General features: G+C 64.1%; 10 protein-coding genes and 2 pseudogenes. 9 read left to right on the top strand and 3 right to left on the bottom strand.

The annotated features are described in order from the left end of the window. Together rpsL and AC16HO_RS07275 are read right to left on the bottom strand one after the other, a co-directional pair. Positions 1 to 158 (bottom strand): annotated as a pseudogene (gene rpsL, locus AC16HO_RS07280) (30S ribosomal protein S12); the annotation flags it as partial. Positions 159 to 575: 417 nt separating this feature from the next. After that, positions 576 to 4,070 (bottom strand): S8 family serine peptidase, encoded by a 3,495-nt coding sequence (locus tag AC16HO_RS07275; protein WP_395643036.1) that lies wholly within the window; start codon positions 4,068 to 4,070, stop codon positions 576 to 578. A 171-nt stretch (positions 4,071 to 4,241) separates the two neighbouring features. Here AC16HO_RS07275 and rlmM point away from each other — a divergent pair, with 171 nt between their 5' ends. The 7 genes and pseudogenes from rlmM to AC16HO_RS07240 all read left to right on the top strand — a co-directional run. After that, on the top strand, positions 4,242 to 5,306 hold the full coding sequence (rlmM, locus tag AC16HO_RS07270) for a 23S rRNA (cytidine(2498)-2'-O)-methyltransferase RlmM (protein ID WP_395643037.1): 1,065 nt from the start codon (positions 4,242 to 4,244) through the stop codon (positions 5,304 to 5,306). A 90-nt stretch (positions 5,307 to 5,396) separates the two neighbouring features. Then, complete coding sequence (locus AC16HO_RS07265) at positions 5,397 to 6,128, top strand: TVP38/TMEM64 family protein (protein ID WP_395643038.1); 732 nt, start codon at positions 5,397 to 5,399, stop codon at positions 6,126 to 6,128. Between the two features lie 76 nt (positions 6,129 to 6,204). Continuing rightward, complete coding sequence (locus AC16HO_RS07260) at positions 6,205 to 8,850, top strand: glycosyltransferase (RefSeq protein WP_395643039.1); 2,646 nt, start codon at positions 6,205 to 6,207, stop codon at positions 8,848 to 8,850. A 22-nt stretch (positions 8,851 to 8,872) separates the two neighbouring features. After that, the gene (locus AC16HO_RS07255; protein WP_395643040.1) at positions 8,873 to 9,463 is read left to right on the top strand and encodes a class I SAM-dependent methyltransferase; all 591 of its coding nucleotides are present in this window, start codon (positions 8,873 to 8,875) and stop codon (positions 9,461 to 9,463) included. Between the two features lie 76 nt (positions 9,464 to 9,539). After that, a complete protein-coding gene (locus AC16HO_RS07250) occupies positions 9,540 to 11,360 on the top strand; it encodes an autotransporter assembly complex protein TamA (RefSeq protein ID WP_395643041.1) in 1,821 nt (606 codons plus the stop codon). Next, positions 11,357 to 15,211 (top strand): translocation/assembly module TamB domain-containing protein, encoded by a 3,855-nt coding sequence (locus tag AC16HO_RS07245; protein ID WP_395643042.1) that lies wholly within the window; start codon positions 11,357 to 11,359, stop codon positions 15,209 to 15,211. Before AC16HO_RS07250 ends, AC16HO_RS07245 begins: the two co-directional genes overlap by 4 nt. Continuing rightward, positions 15,208 to 15,480, top strand: a pseudogene (locus tag AC16HO_RS07240) (site-specific integrase); the annotation flags it as partial. The gene AC16HO_RS07245 and the pseudogene AC16HO_RS07240, both read left to right, overlap by 4 nt. Before the next feature lie 425 nt (positions 15,481 to 15,905). Here AC16HO_RS07240 and AC16HO_RS07235 read toward each other — a convergent pair. Continuing rightward, positions 15,906 to 16,532, bottom strand: coding sequence for a TonB family protein (locus AC16HO_RS07235; RefSeq protein ID WP_484335345.1), 627 nt, complete (start codon positions 16,530 to 16,532; stop codon positions 15,906 to 15,908). 234 nt (positions 16,533 to 16,766) lie between these two features. On the opposite strand from AC16HO_RS07235, the gene AC16HO_RS07230 reads away from it, so the two are divergent. Then, positions 16,767 to 16,997 carry a BrnT family toxin gene (locus AC16HO_RS07230; protein ID WP_395643044.1) on the top strand — a complete coding sequence of 77 codons (231 nt, stop codon included), beginning with the start codon at positions 16,767 to 16,769 and terminating at the stop codon, positions 16,995 to 16,997. Beyond that, positions 16,994 to 17,278 carry a BrnA antitoxin family protein gene (locus AC16HO_RS07225; protein ID WP_395643045.1) on the top strand — a complete coding sequence of 95 codons (285 nt, stop codon included), beginning with the start codon at positions 16,994 to 16,996 and terminating at the stop codon, positions 17,276 to 17,278. The genes AC16HO_RS07230 and AC16HO_RS07225 overlap by 4 nt, the downstream gene beginning before the upstream one ends. Positions 17,279 to 17,479 lie beyond the last annotated feature (201 nt).

Genomic DNA, 17,479 nt, shown 5'->3' with positions numbered 1-17,479 from the left:
GCGACCTTGCGCAGGGCCGAGTTCGGCTTCTTCGGCGTCGTGGTATAGACGCGCGTGCAAACGCCGCGACGCTGCGGGCAGTTTTCCAGTGCCGGGGACGCGCTTTTGTAGGTCTTCGGGCTGCGCGACTTGCGCACCAGCTGATTCACGGTTGACATGCTGTTTTTCGATCCAGAAATGAGATTACTGCACTCGCCCCGCTCGCGAAGACTGACGATCACGAAACGGCCGTCCTTCCCAACGGAGTAGACGAAAACGCAGCCCGGACATGATCCGGGCTGCCAAGAATCGGGATTATAACTGGCGCTTGACAAACCCGTCAAGCAAAGGGCTTTCGGGCCTTGTCGACATCCCTATGACGATTCCAGGGAGCTTCCTGCCCCCCATGTCGTGTATGGCGCTGTGTCCAATTCCACTTGAGCCACACGAGCGCAATGAACGCAAGAGTGAAATCTCAAGGACGCCGATTTTAACCGGCCTTTACCGCCGCCGCAACAATCCCCTCGTCCCACCGCCACTCGGCACTGGAAGCGAATGTGCACCCGCGGCGGCGGGCGGGAAAGGCCCGGTATTCGTCAATTCCGGGCATTGACCTGGATGGCGATCGAGCCTCTGGGAATTTCCACCGAGGACGCTGGATCCTGATAGTTCGTATCAAAGCATACATAGCTCGACGCCGAGGTATCCGGTGCGTAGCCAGCCTTCGCCGCGGTGAACGTCACCGTTGCCGGCTGAAGCGCTGAAACCGCGCCGCTTCCACCGTTCGGGGTCAGTGTCAGCCAGCCCGGACTGGAACACGAAGCACGTGTCGTCACCGCCATCGCCAGGCCCGGGCCGTACCCGCTTGTTCCGCTGTTCGACCACGCTGCACCCGCGGCCGAACTGATGTACGCCCAGCTGTTGTCGTTGCCGTACCAGCTCGTGTCCCAGCTCCACCCTTCGGCGCAACCGGTACCGTCATTGTCGTTGCACGGCAGATCCGGATAAACCACCAGCCAATAACGACCCGCGGCAAGTCCCGTGCTCTGTCTTGCGGCAACGAGATCCAGGCTGATGACATCGTTCGCCACACTTACCCCCGGGCTGCTCGCGGTCGCATCGTAACTCCAGGCTGCCTGACTGCCGGGCAACCCGTTGTCGTCGGCATAGATTCGCCAATGCAAGGCCAGGCTGGCGCCGAACGTCGACAAGGGGTGAACCGCGTGTCCCGTCGCAACAATCGTGCCCAGATCGACTGCATTTCCCGAAACGGCGAAATCGTCCGCCAGAAATTGGTCGAGATCACCGCTGCCTGGCTTGACGAAATGCGTGCTCGTGAAGTTGTAGTAGCCGGAGTTGTCCTTCTGCGCGGCCCAAACCAGGGAGGCCGCTCCCTGTGATTTCTGCCGGAAGCTCATGCTGTCGCCACCGGTATCGGCGAACCCGAGCGTCGCGCTGCCTGTCGCCTTGCCGTTCAGATCGATATTCACCACATTGGATGACGTTCCGATCGATGCCGGCGGTACCGCCACCGCGATCGGCAAGTGCAGATCCGGCAACTTCTGGTATACGGGCGGCAATGCGATTGGCGAAATCAGGTAGATCGCACCGGTACTGTAGCCGCCGTCGGCCGGAAGCCCGCGCGCGTCCACGCTGATCGTCAACGTGACGGTCTTTCCGGCCTGCACCGTGAATGCCGAGGGCTGAATCGTGATCTGGTCGGCCAGATCGCCGCCCGCCGTCACTCTCCATTGCACGGCGCTGTTCTGGGTATTGCGGAAGGTCCGGGTGAAACTGCATGTTCCTGCACAATGGAAGTTCTGCAGGCTGGCAATGTTGAACGTGCTCGGATCGCCGCCCTGAGTCGGGTCCCCCGCATAGAAATTGTCACTGGTCTCGTCAAGCACGAGGCCCGCGGCGGCGGCCTTGTCGACTTGCACGCGGCCGGACCCGACGTCATAGACATCCGCCAGCGTCTTGCCGTCGGATTTGATCACAACGGCGGTGGCCGTCATCATCAGCGCAGACTTGATCTCGGCGGCGCTCCAATCCGGATGCGCCTGCACGAGCAGGGCCGCTGCGCCCGCGATGTGCGGAGAAGCCATCGAAGTGCCGCTTTCGAAAGCGACGGCGTCGGGGGCGCCGGCCGAAACGACCGATCCGTCCGTCGCGGCGAAGGCATTGTTGAACGCGGCCAGCGTTCCCACTCCGGGCGCCGCGATGTCCGGCTTGATCACGTCGAATGCAACCGGCGTCAACACCGGGCCGAGCAGGCTGAAGCCGGCGAGGACATCGCCTTGCGCCTCGGGTCGCGCGGCTGGAAAACCCATGGAGGCCGTACCTGTACCGCCGTTTGCTCCGAGGTAGGCCTGCAACGCCAGGCCGGCGGACTGGCCCGCCGAGAACACCGGCACACTGACCACCGGCGGACCGGCGGTCGGACTGAATGCGCCTTCGACGCGGTTGTCGGCAATGACCACGGCGATCGCGCCGGACGCGATCGCATTGGATACCTTGGTTGCAAAAGTGCAGGTACCGCGACTGATCAACGCGATCGAGTTGTTGAATATGTTCGCCGGATAGCCGTTGCACCCGTCTTTGCCGTGCGCCGGCGCCTTGGTGCTGCCGGGATCGCCGGCGTCGAACTGCGGGCTGATCACGATCGGCGTGCTCGCCGGCAATGCCGTCTCCAGCGGCGTGTCGTACGTGCCTTCGATCAGCGCGATGCCCCTCGTCGCCGCCGGCGGCGTGCCGGGACCGGTGAGGCTCAGCTGCATCGTCGCCTCGCCCGCGGGCGGCGTGGTCGCCGCGACCGTGGTCACCCAGGGCATCGCATTGCCCAGCGTACCGGGGGACTGCGAAGACTGGCGCGCACAGGTCGTCACCGGCCGCGTATTACCGGCCGACAATGCGGTGAAGATGTTCGCGTCCTGCGCGGCGAGGAACGCGAGCGAAACCGGATCACTCCAGTAACTCGGCTCGCTGCAGCCGCCGAACGACATGTTGAGCACGTCGACGACGCCATCCTTGATCGCATCCTCGATCGCGCTGAGCTCGGATGCGTCGCTGGCCGAGCCACTGCCCGGCGGGGTGATGCTGAAGATCGCGAGGTTCGCATGCGGCGCGATGCCGGAAAAGTTCGCGGCGAATCCGACGAGGCTTCCCGAGCGCGCGTTGCCGCCGGCCGTGCTCGCCGTATGGCTGCCGTGGCCGTTCGTATCTTCGACGTTGACGCCGGCCTGGTTTTGGCCGCGCCTGTATTCGTCATACACGCCGATGACCTTGTCGTTGCAACCGCCGAAGCTGATGCCGGCTACGTTGCAGTCGCCGAGGTAGTTGCCGCTGCCGAGCGGGTTGGTCACCGCATAGCCGCTGGCATCGATCGCCTGGAACGACGGACTCTGGCTGTTGTACCCGGTATCGATGACGCCGATCACCACACCGTCGCCCTTGTAGCCGCCGCTGCCGTCGAGGTCGCCGAACAGGCTGTCCAGGCTCGGATAGGTGAAGCTGTCATCGGGCGGGCGGCGGTTGTTGCCGCGCCAGAGCACGTCGGCACCGATAAAGCGCGAGCTGACGTCGTCGTCGGCGTAGATCGTCCGGCTGGGCACAACCGAAACCACGCCGGGCAGCGATCGAATGCGCGCAGCCTCCTTGTCGCTCAACAGCATCGTGCCGCCGTTGATCGCGTACTGGAACGTACGCGAGAACGCGACCGATCTGCCGATGTTCCTTTCTATTTCCAGTCGGTGCTGGGCTTGCGCGGAGATCAGGCTCGCACGATAGCTTCGAGCGATTTCGCTGCGCGCGTCGAGGTAGGCACGGCCATTCGAATCGCGTGCGAACGGAACGGCCGCAGTGGATCCGGAACTCCTGACCTTCCCCGAACGCAGGGCGCGATTGCGCAGCGCAACCGAAGGCTCGGAGAACATGACGATGTAGGTTTTCTTTTCCGCCGTCGCAACGCTTGCCGCGTCGGCGGCGCGCACCGAGCCCGTCGCCACGGGGCCCGCATGGGTCGCGGCGGTCGTCGCCAGGCAGGCGGCAATGCAAGCGACCAGGAAACGCGGACGAATCACACTCGAATTCATTTCGATGCTCTCCTCGATGCCAGATGGAAGAGACCCGAGCCGCGCTTGCGCGACCGGTTCCGTTGTCTGAGTGCCCCAGTGTCGACTCCGCGAGTGGTAGCGGGTCCGGATGGTCGGCATGATTCCCAGCCGCTAGACTTTACGCTTCATCGCATTCGCACATCAACCGGCGTGGACCACACCGATTCAACCTCAAGTGTCATCCTGTATTGCCGCGCCGGTTTCGAAGGCGAGTGCGCGCAGGAAATTGGCGCGCGCGCCGCCGGTCTCGGCGTTTACGGCCACGTGCGCGCCTTGCGCGACAGCGCATTCGTGGAATTCGTCGCCGCTGCCGGTTCGACCGCGGCCAAACTCTGCGCGCTTGCCGATGCGTCAGCCTTCATCTTCGCCCGCCAGGCGCTGCCCTGTTTCGCGCGCATGGACGAGTTGCCCGTGCGCGATCGCATCAGCCCCATCCTCGCCGCACTGCGCGAACGCAACCTGCGCTTCCGCGAGGTGCTCGTCGAGGCCCCGGACACGAACGATGGCAAGGCGCTGGCGCCGTTCTGCCGCAGCTTCGGCAGCGCGCTTGCCGGTGCAATGAAGAAGGCGCGCCTGATCGACCCTTCTGCCGGCCAACGCCTGCACGCGTTCTTCCCGCAAGGCGACAAGGTGTATTTGTGCGGCGGCGACCCGGCACGCAGCTCGCCATGGCCGCAGGGCATCCCGCGACTGAAGTTTCCGCGCGAGGCGCCGAGCCGCTCGACGCTGAAGCTCGACGAGGCGTTCCTCGTCCTGCTCGACGAGGGCGAACGCGAGCGCTGGCTAAAGCCCGGCATGAGTGCGGTCGATCTCGGCGCCGCGCCGGGCGGCTGGACCTGGCAACTCGTGCGGCGCTCGATCCGCGTCGCCGCGGTCGACAACGGGCCGATGGACGCGGCGCTGATGCAGTCCGGCCTGGTCACGCATGTGCGCGCCGACGGTTTCCGCTGGCGGCCGCAGAAACCGGTCGACTGGCTGGTCTGCGACATGGTCGAGCAGCCGCGGCGCGTAGCGACGCTGATTGCGCAATGGCTCCGCGAAGGGCTGTGCCGACACGCGATCTTCAACCTCAAACTGCCAATGAAGAAGCGCTACGACGAAACCCGCCTGTGCCTGGACCTGCTGCGCGACACGCTAGGCGCCAAGGCCGATATCCGCGCCAGGCAGCTCTATCACGATCGCGAGGAGATCACCGCATTCGCGCACGGTGCGTAGGTGATTTTCTCGTTACAAAAGATTACGCCGGCAACCGTTCTCCGCTATCCTTGCCGACCCTTTTTGCGCTGACCGGCATTCGCCTCATCGATGAAACAACTGCGTTCGTTCTGGCCCCTCATCGTGCTGATCGGCATCGGCGTGGCGCTGTTCTTCTCCGGCGTGCTCGACCGCTTCCGCCCGGACAACCTCGCCGCCGAGCAGGCCAACCTGCAGGCGTTCATCGGCGAATATCCAATCGTGTCCGCCCTCTGCCACATCGGCGCGGTGATGCTCGCGATCGCGACCGGCCTGCCCGGCATGGTCGTGCTGATCATGGCCGGCGGCATGCTGTTCGGGGTGATTCTCGGCGCGCTGCTCAACATCGTCGGCGTGACGCTCGGCGCGCTGATCCTGTTCCTGGCATCGCGCCGCGCGTTCGGCGACCACGGCCACGGCGAGCAGGCGCCCGGCCTCGTCTCGCGGCTGCGTGGCGGCTACCTCGCACAACCGATCAGCTACACGTTCTTCCTGCGCCTCGTACCGTTCTTTCCGTTCGGCGGCGTCACCATGGCGCTGGCCTGGCTGCGCTGCCCGCTGTGGCTGTTCGTCACCGCGACCGCGATCGGTGGACTTGCCATGACCGGCATCGAAACCTGGCTCGGCGCCTCGCTGGCGAAGAACATCGGCACGAACAAGGCGATCAGCACCGACCTGCTGCACGACCCACAGGTGCTGTGGCCGATGATCGGCCTGGTCCTGCTCGCGCTGGTGCCGATCGCGGTAAACAAGCTGCGTGCGCCGAAGGCACCCGCTCCGCCTCCGCAAACGCCGGTAAATTGAGGCGCGCTGGCGCTTCGGCTATCCTGCGACGCTCGGACGCGCCCCGCGGCGCGACAACGATCACCAAGGCCACGGCTTGAGTTCCGCAGCGAGACCTTCCTCCACGCTTTCCCTCTGGCGCGCCGCCACTCTCGCGATCATCCTCGCGTTGGCGAACATGGCGCTCTGGGCCGTGCTCAACCGACCATCGGTAGTGCCCGAGTTCAGCGGCAAGATCGGCGGCTTCGCCTATGTGCCCTATCAGCGTTTCCAGGATCCGCGTCGCAACATTTTTCCCGCCGCCGAGGAAGTCGACGCCGATTTGAAGCTGCTGGCGACGCGTACCGACAAGATCCGCACCTATTCTTCGATCGAAAACCCGGCGATCCCCTCGATCGCGAAAAAATACGGTCTCAAGGTGCTCGCCGGCACCTATCTCGATCGCCGCCTGCAGCGCAACGAGGACGAGATCGCCGCATTGATCGAATCGACGCGGCACAACGACAACATCGATCGCGTGCTGGTCGGCAACGAGACCCTGCTGCGCGGCGACATGGGCGTGGACGACCTCATCGCTTACCTCGACCGCGTGCGCGCGCAGGTCAAAGTGCCGGTATCGACGGCCGAACCGTATTGGGTCTGGCTCAAGTACCCGCAGCTTGCACAGCATGTGGATTTCATCACCATCCACCTGCTGCCGTACTGGGAAAAGATTCCGCGCAAGGACGCCGTCGGCATCGGCGTGCTCAGCAACTACGTGCAGTTGCAAAGCGCATTTCCGGGCAAGAAAATTTTGATCGGCGAGGTCGGCTGGCCCTCGGCCGGCGACCGCAACACAGTCGCGCAACCCTCGGTCGAGGACGAAGCCCAGTTCGTGCGCCAGTTCGTCAAGGAAGCCGCCTGGCGCAAGATCGACTACTTCATCATGGAAGCCTTCGACCAGCCCTGGAAGGAAGGCATCGAAGGCCGTGTCGGCGCGTACTGGGGCGTCTACGGCGCGGATCGCCAGCCGAAGTTCTCGTTCACCGGCCGCATCGTCGAGGACCCGTCCTGGCCGACCAAAGCGGCCATCGCCGCGCTACTCGCGCTGCTGCCGATGTTTTTCTTCGCGCGCCATTTCATGCGTTTCAAGTGGATGGGCGTGCTGTTCTTCTGCGCACTGATCCAGCTGTCGGCGTCGCTGCTGGTCTGGTCGGCAACCCTGCCGCTCGCGTTTTATCTCAGCCCATTCGACTGGACGATGCTGGTCGTGCTGTTCCCGGCGCAGTTGGCGATCATTCTGATTTTGCTGATCAACGGCTTCGAATTCACCGAAGTGCTGTGGCGCAAGTACTGGTTGCGTGGCTTCGGCCTGCTATCGCCCGGTCCCGGGGACAAGCAGCCGTTCGTATCGATTCATCTCGCGGCGTGCAACGAGCCGCCGGAAATGGTGATCCTGACGCTGGACTCGCTCGCCGCGCTCGACTACGAGAACTTCGAAGTGCTCGTGATCGACAACAACACCAAGCGCGACGAGGTGTGGAAGCCGGTCGAGGAGTACTGCGCCAGACTCGGGCCGAAGTTCCGTTTCTTCCATCTCAATCCGTGGCCGGGCTTCAAGGCCGGCGCGCTGAACTACGGTCTCGAAGTGACCGATCCGCGTGCCGAAGTCATCGCCGTGGTCGATGCCGACTACGCCGTGCGCGCCGACTGGCTCAAGGCGCTGACCGGCTACTTCAACGACCCGAAGGTCGCCGTCGTGCAGTGCCCGCAGGCGCACCGCGACTGGGAGCACAACGAATTCCGCCGCATGACCAACTGGGAATACGACGGCTTCTTCCGCATCGGCATGCACCATCGCAACGAGCGCAACGCGATCATCCAGCACGGCACGATGACGATGGTGCGCCGCGACCTGCTCGAATCGACCGGCAAGTGGTCGGAGTGGACGATCTGCGAGGATGCCGAACTCGGCCTGCGCCTGATGCACGCGGGCTACCAGCTGAACTACGTCGACGAGGTGATGGGCCGCGGCCTGACGCCCGCCGACTTCACCGCGTACAAGTCGCAGCGCTATCGCTGGGCGTTCGGCGCAATGCAGATTTTGAAAGGCCGCTGGGGCTGGATGACGCGCAAGGGTCCGCTGACCGCCGGCCAGCGTTTCCACTTCCTCACCGGCTGGTTCTCCTGGTTCGCCGACGCGTTGCACATGGTGTTCACCGGGCTCGCGCTATGGTGGACCGCCGGCATGCTCGCGCTGCCGCAGTACTTCGCCCTGCCGCTCGATCTCTTCATCTACCCGATCATCGGCTTCTTCGTGTTCAAAGCCGTCGTCGGCATCTGGCTGTACCGCGTGCGCGTGCCGTGCTCGTGGCGCGACACGATCATGGCTTCGATCGCGAGCATGGGCCTTTCGCACGCGATCGCACGAGGCATCTACCTCGGCCTGTGGAAGAAGAAAGGCGAATTCGTGCGCACCGCGAAGAGCCGGCGCCTGTCGAAGAAGCCCAACCCGTTCACCGCGGTGCGCGAGGAACTGCTGATGTTCGTCGCGATCGCGCTCGCGATCGCCGGCATGCTCGGCCTGCCCGGTCTGATCGATCACTGGATCAATGGCGCCGTCGAGCCACCCGGCACGCGCCACCTGACCGACTACGCCGAAGGCAAGCTGTGGATCTTCATTCTCGCCGCGCAGGCGATACCGTATCTGTCGGCGCTGATCGGCGCGCTCGTCGCCCAGCGCTCGGGGGAAAAGAGCGGTTGAACCGCGCCGGCGAATGAACAGCATGCCAAACAACGTTTCCCCGCTGCGCCTCAATCTCGGTTGCGGACGCAACGTCCTCGATGGCTGGGTCAACATCGACTGGATGCGGCTGCCCGGCATCGACGTCGTGGCCGACCTCGGCCAGTGCGCTACCACACCGCTTCCATTCGCCGACGATCAGGTCGACGAATTCCTGCTCTCCCATGTCATCGAGCACATCCCGCAGACCTTGCCGCTGATGCAGGAGCTGCACCGCGTCGCCAAACCCGGTGCGAAAGCCTGGGTGCGCGTGCCGCACGGCGGAAGCGACGACGCCTGGGAAGACCCTACCCACGTGCGCGGCTATTTCCCCGGCAGCTTCGGCTACTTTTCCCAGCCGTACTACTGGCGTGCCGACTACGGCTATCGCGGCGACTGGCAGCCGCTCAATGTCACCTTGTTCGTACCTGCCGCGCTGCAGGGGGCCGCAAATCCGGGGGCGCTGCACGAACGCATCCAGCGCGAGCGCAATCTCGTCGTCGAGATGGTTGCGGAGCTGGAAGCGGTCAAGCCGCTGCGCGAACCGAAGCGTGAACTGCAGGTCGCGCCGCGCATCCACATCGGCTACGCCTGAGCGCGAGCCGACGGACGGTCGTGGAATTCGCCGACCTGTAACTCAGCAAATGCGGAGCCCGTGTTATAAAACTCTCATGGATGCGAATCCCGGGAAGGCGTCACTCAGGAAGACTCGTGCGGGCCGTGCCGCTGCGCTGCTCACGCTTGCGTGCTGCGTGGGCGCCCAGGCCGGCACGATCACCACGCAGATCGACGGCATCGACGATCCGCTCAAGGCCGCCGTCGCCACCGCCGCCGAAATCACCCAGTACGAAAAGCAGGATGTCAGCGCTGCGCAGGCGCAGCGTCTGTACAGGAACGCAGGCGAGCAGATCGTCAAGGCGCTCGAAGCCTGGGGCTACTACAACGCGAAGACCGACGGAGAGCTGAAGGAAACCGCACAGGGCTGGACGGCGATCCTCCATGTACGCGCGGGCGAACGCCTGCTGGTTGGCGATTTTTCCGTCGAGGTGCCGAGCCCGGCGCGCGACGAGAAGGAAGTCGCCTCGGCACTGGCGAACTTCACGCCGAAGTCCGGCCAGCCGTTCGACAGCACCGCCTACGAAAAGAGCAAGGCCGCCGTGCAGTCCGCGCTGTTCGCGGTCGGCTACCTCGACGCGAAGCAGACCGTGCACAAGGTCGAGGTCTCGCGTGGCGCCAACCGCGCGGCGATTTCGCTCCAGTGGGACGTCGGCGGGCGCTACCGCTTCGGCGAGGTGGTTTTCAAGGGCAGCCAGCTCAACGACGGCGTGCTCGACCGTTACATTCCGTGGCGCAAAGGCGATTTCTACAGCCAGAGCCGGCTCCTGCGCCTGCAGCAGAAACTCGTCGACGCCGACTACTTCGCCATCGTCGACGTGCTGCCCGACAAGGAACACGCAGTCGGCGACGTGATCCCGATCGACGTCACCCTGGCGCCGGCGCCGCGCAACATCTACACCGCAGGGATCTTCGTCGATTCCGACATCGGCCCCGGCATCAAGGGCAGCATCACGCGGCGCTGGGTCAACATGCGCGGGCACAAGGCCAAGATCGAAGTCGAGATCGCGCAGCGCGAGAAAATGCTGGCCGGCACCTACACGATCCCGCTGCCGGGCGACGACAACCGCGCCTACAACTTCGGCGTCGCCTACCGCAACATCGACACCGAGACGGCGCAATCCGACACACTGCGGCTCACGGCAAACGAGACGCGCTACTGGCACGGCTGGAACCGCACGCTCGGCATCAATGCGCTGAGCGGCACCTACACGGTCGCCAACATCGACGGCACCTCGACCCTGGTCTATCCCGAAGTCTCGCTCGAGCGCAAGCGCGCCGACGACATGGGCTTCGTGCGCGACGGCTATTCGCTGAGCCTCGACGCGCGCGCCAGCCCCGGTCCGAGCACGCGCTTCGTGCAGGCACGCGCCGACGCGAAGTGGATCCGCGGCTTCGGCGACCGCCAGCGCCTCATCGTGCGCGGCTCGCTCGGCGCGACCGCGGTCGGCGATTTCGACAAGCTGCCGCCCGAACTGCGCTTCTTCGGCGGCGGCGACCGCTCGATCCGCGGCTACGCCTACCAGACCGTCGGCCCGCCGCTGCCGGCCGACCAGCTGCCGATCGCGATCGCCAAGTGCAACGCCGGCAAGTCGACGACCGACTGCGGCAATCTCATCATCGGCGGCAAGAACCTCGCCGTCGCCAGCGCCGAATACGAGTACTACTTCACCCCGAACTGGGGCATCGGCACCTTCGTCGACGCGGGCGACGCGTTCAGCGCGTTCGGCGACTTCAAGACCCACATCGGCACCGGCTTCGGCCTGCGCTGGCGCTCGCCGGTCGGCATGGTGCGTGCCGACCTCGGCTTCCCGGTCAACGATCCCGAAGGACGCCACGGCGTGCAGCTGCACCTCATCATCGGGCCCGACCTGTGAGCCCGCGCCTGAAAAAAACGCTGAAGTGGACCGCTATCGCGCTCGCCGCGATCCTCGTCCTTTTCATAGCACTCGGCTTCTGGCTGCTCGCGACCGAATCGGGCGCGCGCTTCGCGATTGAACGCGCGAAATCTTCGCTCGCCGGCAAACTGGCGCTCGCGCAGGCCAAGGGCACGCTTACCAGCCCGCTCGAACTGCACGATCTCGCCTACAAGGATCCGGCCTCGGGTCTGGATGTCAAAGTCAAAACACTGAAGCTCGACTACGAGTTCTGGGGTTTGCTGCGCAAGACCGTGCATGTGCGCAGCCTCGACATCGACGGAGTCGACGTCGCGCTGACTACGGTACCGCCGGCTCCGCAGCCGCCGCAGGCCGCCACGCCGTCGATGCAATCGCTGCTGACGCCGCCGCTCGACATCCTGCTCGATCGGCTGCACGTCGGCGCGACGAAGATCACGCAGAACGGCAAGCCCGTGTTCGCCAGCGACACACTCGACGCCGCCGCGACGTGGACAAACGCCGCGCTGACGCTCAAACAGCTCGCGTTGCGTGCACCCGATGGCAAGGTCGATCTTGCCGGCACGATCACGCAATACGAGGACGTCGCCGGCAAGGGCAAGCTCGATGTCGACTGGAAGATTCCGGGCGATGAAAAATCGGCGCCGATGCGCGCCGCCGCCCGCATCGATCTCGACAGCGACGGCAAGCAGGCGCATTTCACGCTCGCGGCAAGCCAGCCGCTGATCGCCAACGCCAAGGGCACGCTGGCGGCGAGCGACATGAGCCTGCCGTGGACCATCGACCTCGACGTACCGAGTTTCGATCCGAAAAAACTCACGCAGAGCGAGACGCTGAAGACGCTCGCGCTGAAACTCAGCGGCAGCGGCGACAGGAACACCGGCACGCTGAGCGGCAGCGTCGACATCAACAATCACCGCGTGCTGCTCGATCCGCTCAAGTTCGCCAGCGACGGCAAGACGCTCACGCTCGACCCGTTGCGCCTGCGCTCGCCCGACGCGCCGGGTACGCTGACCGCTCAAGCCAAGGTCCATCTCGATGCGAAACCGGTCGGCGGCGACGTCAAGCTCGACTGGGCCGACGTCGTGCTGCCGGCCGACCTCGCCGGCCAGGAAATCGCCACGCACGGCAGCATCACGGCCGGCGGCAACGCCGAGAAGTTCGACGCGCAGGGTGAACTATCGATCGGACCGCCCAAGCAGATCGCCGACCTCGCCTTCAAGCTCGGCGGCACGCCGGAGAAAATCTCGCTCGCCCAGCTCGAACTGAAACAACCCAGGGGCGGCCTCAACGCCACCGGCGACATCGTGCTCAAGCCCACGATCGGCTGGAACCTCGTCGCGAAGGCGAACAAGTTCGATCCGGGTGCGTTCACGAAAGACTGGCCCGGCGCGATCGACTTCCAATTATCCACAAGTGGAAATGTGGAAAAGGACGGCCCTGCCGGCAAGCTCACGCTCGACCACCTCGGCGGCACGCTGCGCCAGCGCCCGCTTTCCGGCAACGGCGACATCGCGTTCGCGCCGCCGCTCGCCATCGACGGCAAGCTCAACCTGTCCTCGGGGCAAAGCACGGTCGCGCTCGTCGGCAAGGGCGGTGCGGGCAAGGACGCTGCGACCGACCTGAAGATCGATCTCAACCTCGCCAGCCTCGGCGACTGGCTGCCCAAGGCCGGCGGCAGCGTGCGCGGCTCGATCGCGGTCAACGGCGCCTACCCGAAGCTCAACGCCAGCGGCAAGCTCGGCGGCAGCGCGATCGCCAGCGGCGACACGCACCTGCAAAGCTTCACCCTGGATTTCGATGCGAAGGACCTGTCGGCGCCGAGCGGCAAGCTCGCGCTCGATGCGAAGACGCTGTCCGCGGCCGGCTACACTTTCGACACGGTCAAGTTGGCGGCGAGCGGCAACCCGGGAGCGCATCAGCTGAATCTCGACGTCCACGGCAAGCCGCTGTCGCTTGCGCTCGCCCTTGACGGCGCGCTGACACAAACCAAGACATCGAGCGATTGGCGCGGCACGCTGAAAGAGCTGACGATCGACCAGAACGGCCTGCCCGAATGGAAACTCGCGCAACCGACTGCGTTGTCATATGTCGGCGGCGTATTCAACCTCGATCAGTCGTGCCTGCGTGCCGGCACGCCGGCCATCTGCGCGCAGGCGCGGCAGGACGCAAAAACCGGCACCAACGCGAAGTTTTCACTCGAACATCTGCCGCTCGCGATGCTGGCCAAGCTCGGCAGCCCCGACTCGACCGTCAAGCTCGACGGCGAACTCAACGGCAACGGCGCGATAGTCGCCACGCCGAACGGCGCGCTGACCGGCAGCGTCACGATCACCTCCGATCAGGGCACGATCATCTATCCCGACTCGGCCTCGAAAGCGTTGCTGAGCTACAAGGGTTTCCGCATCGACGCCGCGCTCGCGCCCGCGCAGAACACGGTCACGATCGCGGGCGACCTCAACGACGGCGGCCGCATCGACGGCCATATCGTCACCGGCGCGACCGACGCCTCCGGCGCGATGCCACTGTCCGGCAACCTTGCGCTCGACATCAACAATCTCTCGTTCGTCGATTTCCTGACCACACAAGTCTCGGGCACCAAGGGCAAGGTCGAGGCGAAGTTCGCACTGTCGGGTTCGACGAACAAGCCCGGCGTCGACGGCCAGCTCGCGCTCGTCGGCTTCGGCACCGAAGTGCCCGCGGCCGGACTCAAGCTGCACGACGGCAACATCGTGGTGAAATCGCGCGACGGCGAGAATTTCGACATCGACGGCTCCATCGCCTCCGACGAAGGCAAGCTCGCGCTCAAGGGCAATGCGGGCATCGCGCCCGATGCGCCGATCGCGATCACGATCCAGGGCGACCGCTTCCTCGCCGCGAATATCCCCGGCGCCAAGGTATACATTTCACCCGACCTCAAGATCGATCGCGATGCGAAACGCCTGCGCGTCGGCGGCACTTTGCAGATTCCGCAGATGCTGGTTGATGTATCCAAGCTGCCCGGCGGCGGCGCGGCGGTCGCACCCTCGCCCGACATCGTCGTCACCGACGACAAGGAGCCGCCGCCGAACGCGGTGGCGAATGCGCCGGTCGAGGTCGAAGTCACGGTCAAGCTCGGCGCCGGCGAGAAACTCGCGATGGACCTGCGCCAGGGCAGCGAGGTGCACCTGATCGGCTTCGGCCTCGACGCCAATCTCGGCGGCCAGCTCACGGTGGCGCAACAGCCCGGCAAGACGCCGGTCGGCCGCGGCCAGATCCAGGTCGACGGCACGTTCAAGGCCTACGGCCAGGACCTCAGGATCGAACAGGGCCGCCTGCTGTTCGCCGGCACGCCGGTGGAAAATCCCGGCCTGGACATCCGTGCCACGCGCGCGTTTCCCGACCAGAGCATCACGGTCGGCCTGCAAGTGCGCGGCACCGCCGTCGCGCCGCGCCTGACCGTGTTCTCAACGCCGGCGATGGAGCAATCCGACGCGCTGAGCTACCTGGTCACCGGCAAACCGCTGTCGGCGCTGAAAGGCGGCGAAGGCAACGCGGTCGGCAGCGCCGCCTCCGCACTCGGCACCGCCGGCGGCGACCTGCTCGCGAAAAGCGTCGGCGCGAAGATGGGCCTCGACGACGTCGGCGTCGCCGACAACTCTTCCGTCGGGGGTGCCGCGCTCACCGTCGGCAAATACCTCTCGCCGCGCCTGTACATGAGCTACGGCGTCGGCCTGTTCACCCCAGGCCAGGTCGTCACGCTGCGCTACAAGCTGACGCGTCTGTTCAATTTCGAGATGCAGAACGGGACGTTGTCGAGTCGGGCGGGGATCAACTACCGGATCGAGAAGTGAGTTTGCGCCTGTGGGCGAGACTACATCTTGACCATCGCACTTTGCGCAAACGGGATGCTTTGTTGCTTTGGCGCAGGCGGTTCATACTCGCCAATGGAAAGCGGCGTCCGCGCGAGCTGGGGCCGGCCGAGGTCGAAGCATTCCTGAGCGGTCTGGCGACCGAAGGCAACGTCGCTGCGGCGACGCAGAACCAGGCGCTTTCCGCATGGTTGTATCTGCATCGCGAGGTACTCGGGATCGAGCTGCCCTGGCTGGATCGGGTGGTGCGCCAACTCGGTGGATTGCAACGAACCCTGATCTTCACCTACGAAGCCGGACCGTGCGGCTATGCGATCTACCGCCATCTGCTCGCCCAGGGCCACGCCTGTCAGGTGGTGGCCTCGTCAACGCCGCCACCCTCGTTGCCGAGATCGGCGACATCGAACGCTTCGCTCACCTTCCGATGCCGCGCAGGTCATGACCTGAAACGCTCGATTCCCCGGCAGCGCGATGTGCCAAGCAACCGGTCAGACCGACCCGGCGACAACCTGGCTAACTAGGTGGTCGCCATCCGGATGTTCCGGTTGATCCCCGGGCATCGGCGACAGCGGTGATTGAACGAGACCGTCATAAAGATCAGTCGTAACGTGAAATTCTGCAAATTCCTGAGCATATCGAGCACGCAAAGCGTTTCACTCAATTGAGTGAAGCGACATCAACTCCCCGGTGGAAGCTGTGAGGCACCGCCCACTATCGGCTTGCCATCGCGCAGTTCGAAGCGGAATACATAATCCACACTGTAAGGTTTTGCTGCTACGTTGACGATCTGGGAGCCGATCGTATTACCCTGTTTGTCCTTGACATCTTCCCAACGTCCGTACGCCAGCGGGGTAAATCGCCACTGCGAAACCGTTTCGCGCACAGCCTCATCAAATTCTATGGGGTGAGTTGTCAAATCGTCCGCTTGCGCTATACGTATGTCGCTAACCTTCCCTTGCGCATCCACAGCTAGCTTGACCCTCACCGTGACGAGCGCCAGATGTCGCGGAATCATTGTCAAAGGATATCCTGGCATTGGCTGAGATGTAGCCTGGCCTCCTGAGAACTGCTCATCATCGGCGGCAACGTACGGCTTCGCAGCTTCATCTACGACGGCGTCAGCCACAACTTGCGTCTGTGGCGGCGGCGGCTGTTCTAAATGCGGCACCTCTCGCCTCACATGATTCGCGCATCCACCGCAAATCAATGCACCCACAAAAAGAAAAAAAATCGATACGAAAGCTGATAACTGCCGCATAAGAATTGAGCACATTAGAAAATACCCGAAGAATCTGAAATGCAACCGAAATCTACTGAAATGCTACGTAAACAAAACCTGGAGCAACCTTCCGTGAAGTACTTCCATCAGATGGGCTGCAATTTTTATCTTTTTGAACGCCGCCATCCAAACTTCGCGTCAACGCCAATAACTTCCGACCGTCATTGAAAAATGATATTATGTCCGGTTGACCGAGATGTTAGCCCATGCCCATGCGGGACTTGCAACCTACAATTAGTGCATATACGATAATTATGCATGAGCCACGACCCCGCCAAGCGCCGCAAGAACCTGCGCAAGCATGGCGTTGACCTGCCCGGCTGCATGGAAGCGTTTGATAGCCCGATGCTCACCCGCGAGGATGACCGCGAAGACTACGGCGAGCAACGGTTGGTGAGTCTGGGCGCATGGCCGTGTCGTTGTGCTTGTGTGGACCGACCGCGAGGACGGCCCAAGACTGATCTCGTGCCGCGAGGCAGAACCCTATGAACGTGAAGCGTACTACCAAGCGTACCCCCAAATCTGACGTGTCGTACGACCCCAAGAGCAAGGCGGCAACGTTGAAGTACTGGAAAAGCGCCACTGCGCACCGTGGTGTTGCCGAACTGCGCGCCAAGCGCGGACGGCCGGCCAAGCCGCCGGAAAAACGCAAGGAGCAAATTGCCTTGCGCGTGGATAAGGACGTTTTGGAGTGGTACCGCAACCAAGGCACTGGCTGGCAAACCCGCATGAACGCAGTATTGAAGGCGTTTCGTGACGCGACAGTTTGATTGCGGGGCCTAACACCCGAAATCAGCGGCGCGCGCAGCGCGTCCGCTGGATTGATCGAATGGACACTCCCGCCGCTGGAAAGGATCGCCGCCGCCGAAGGCGAGATGGCGCAGATCGAAGAGCGTCTACAGGCATTTGCCGCGAGCGATCTGCGCAGCCAGCGTTTGCAGCGTGCCGGCGGCATCGGCCTCATCACCGCC

The sequence above is a fragment of the Rudaea sp. genome, assembly GCF_057139185.1.
This window is presented reverse-complemented; position numbering and strand designations above follow the sequence as displayed.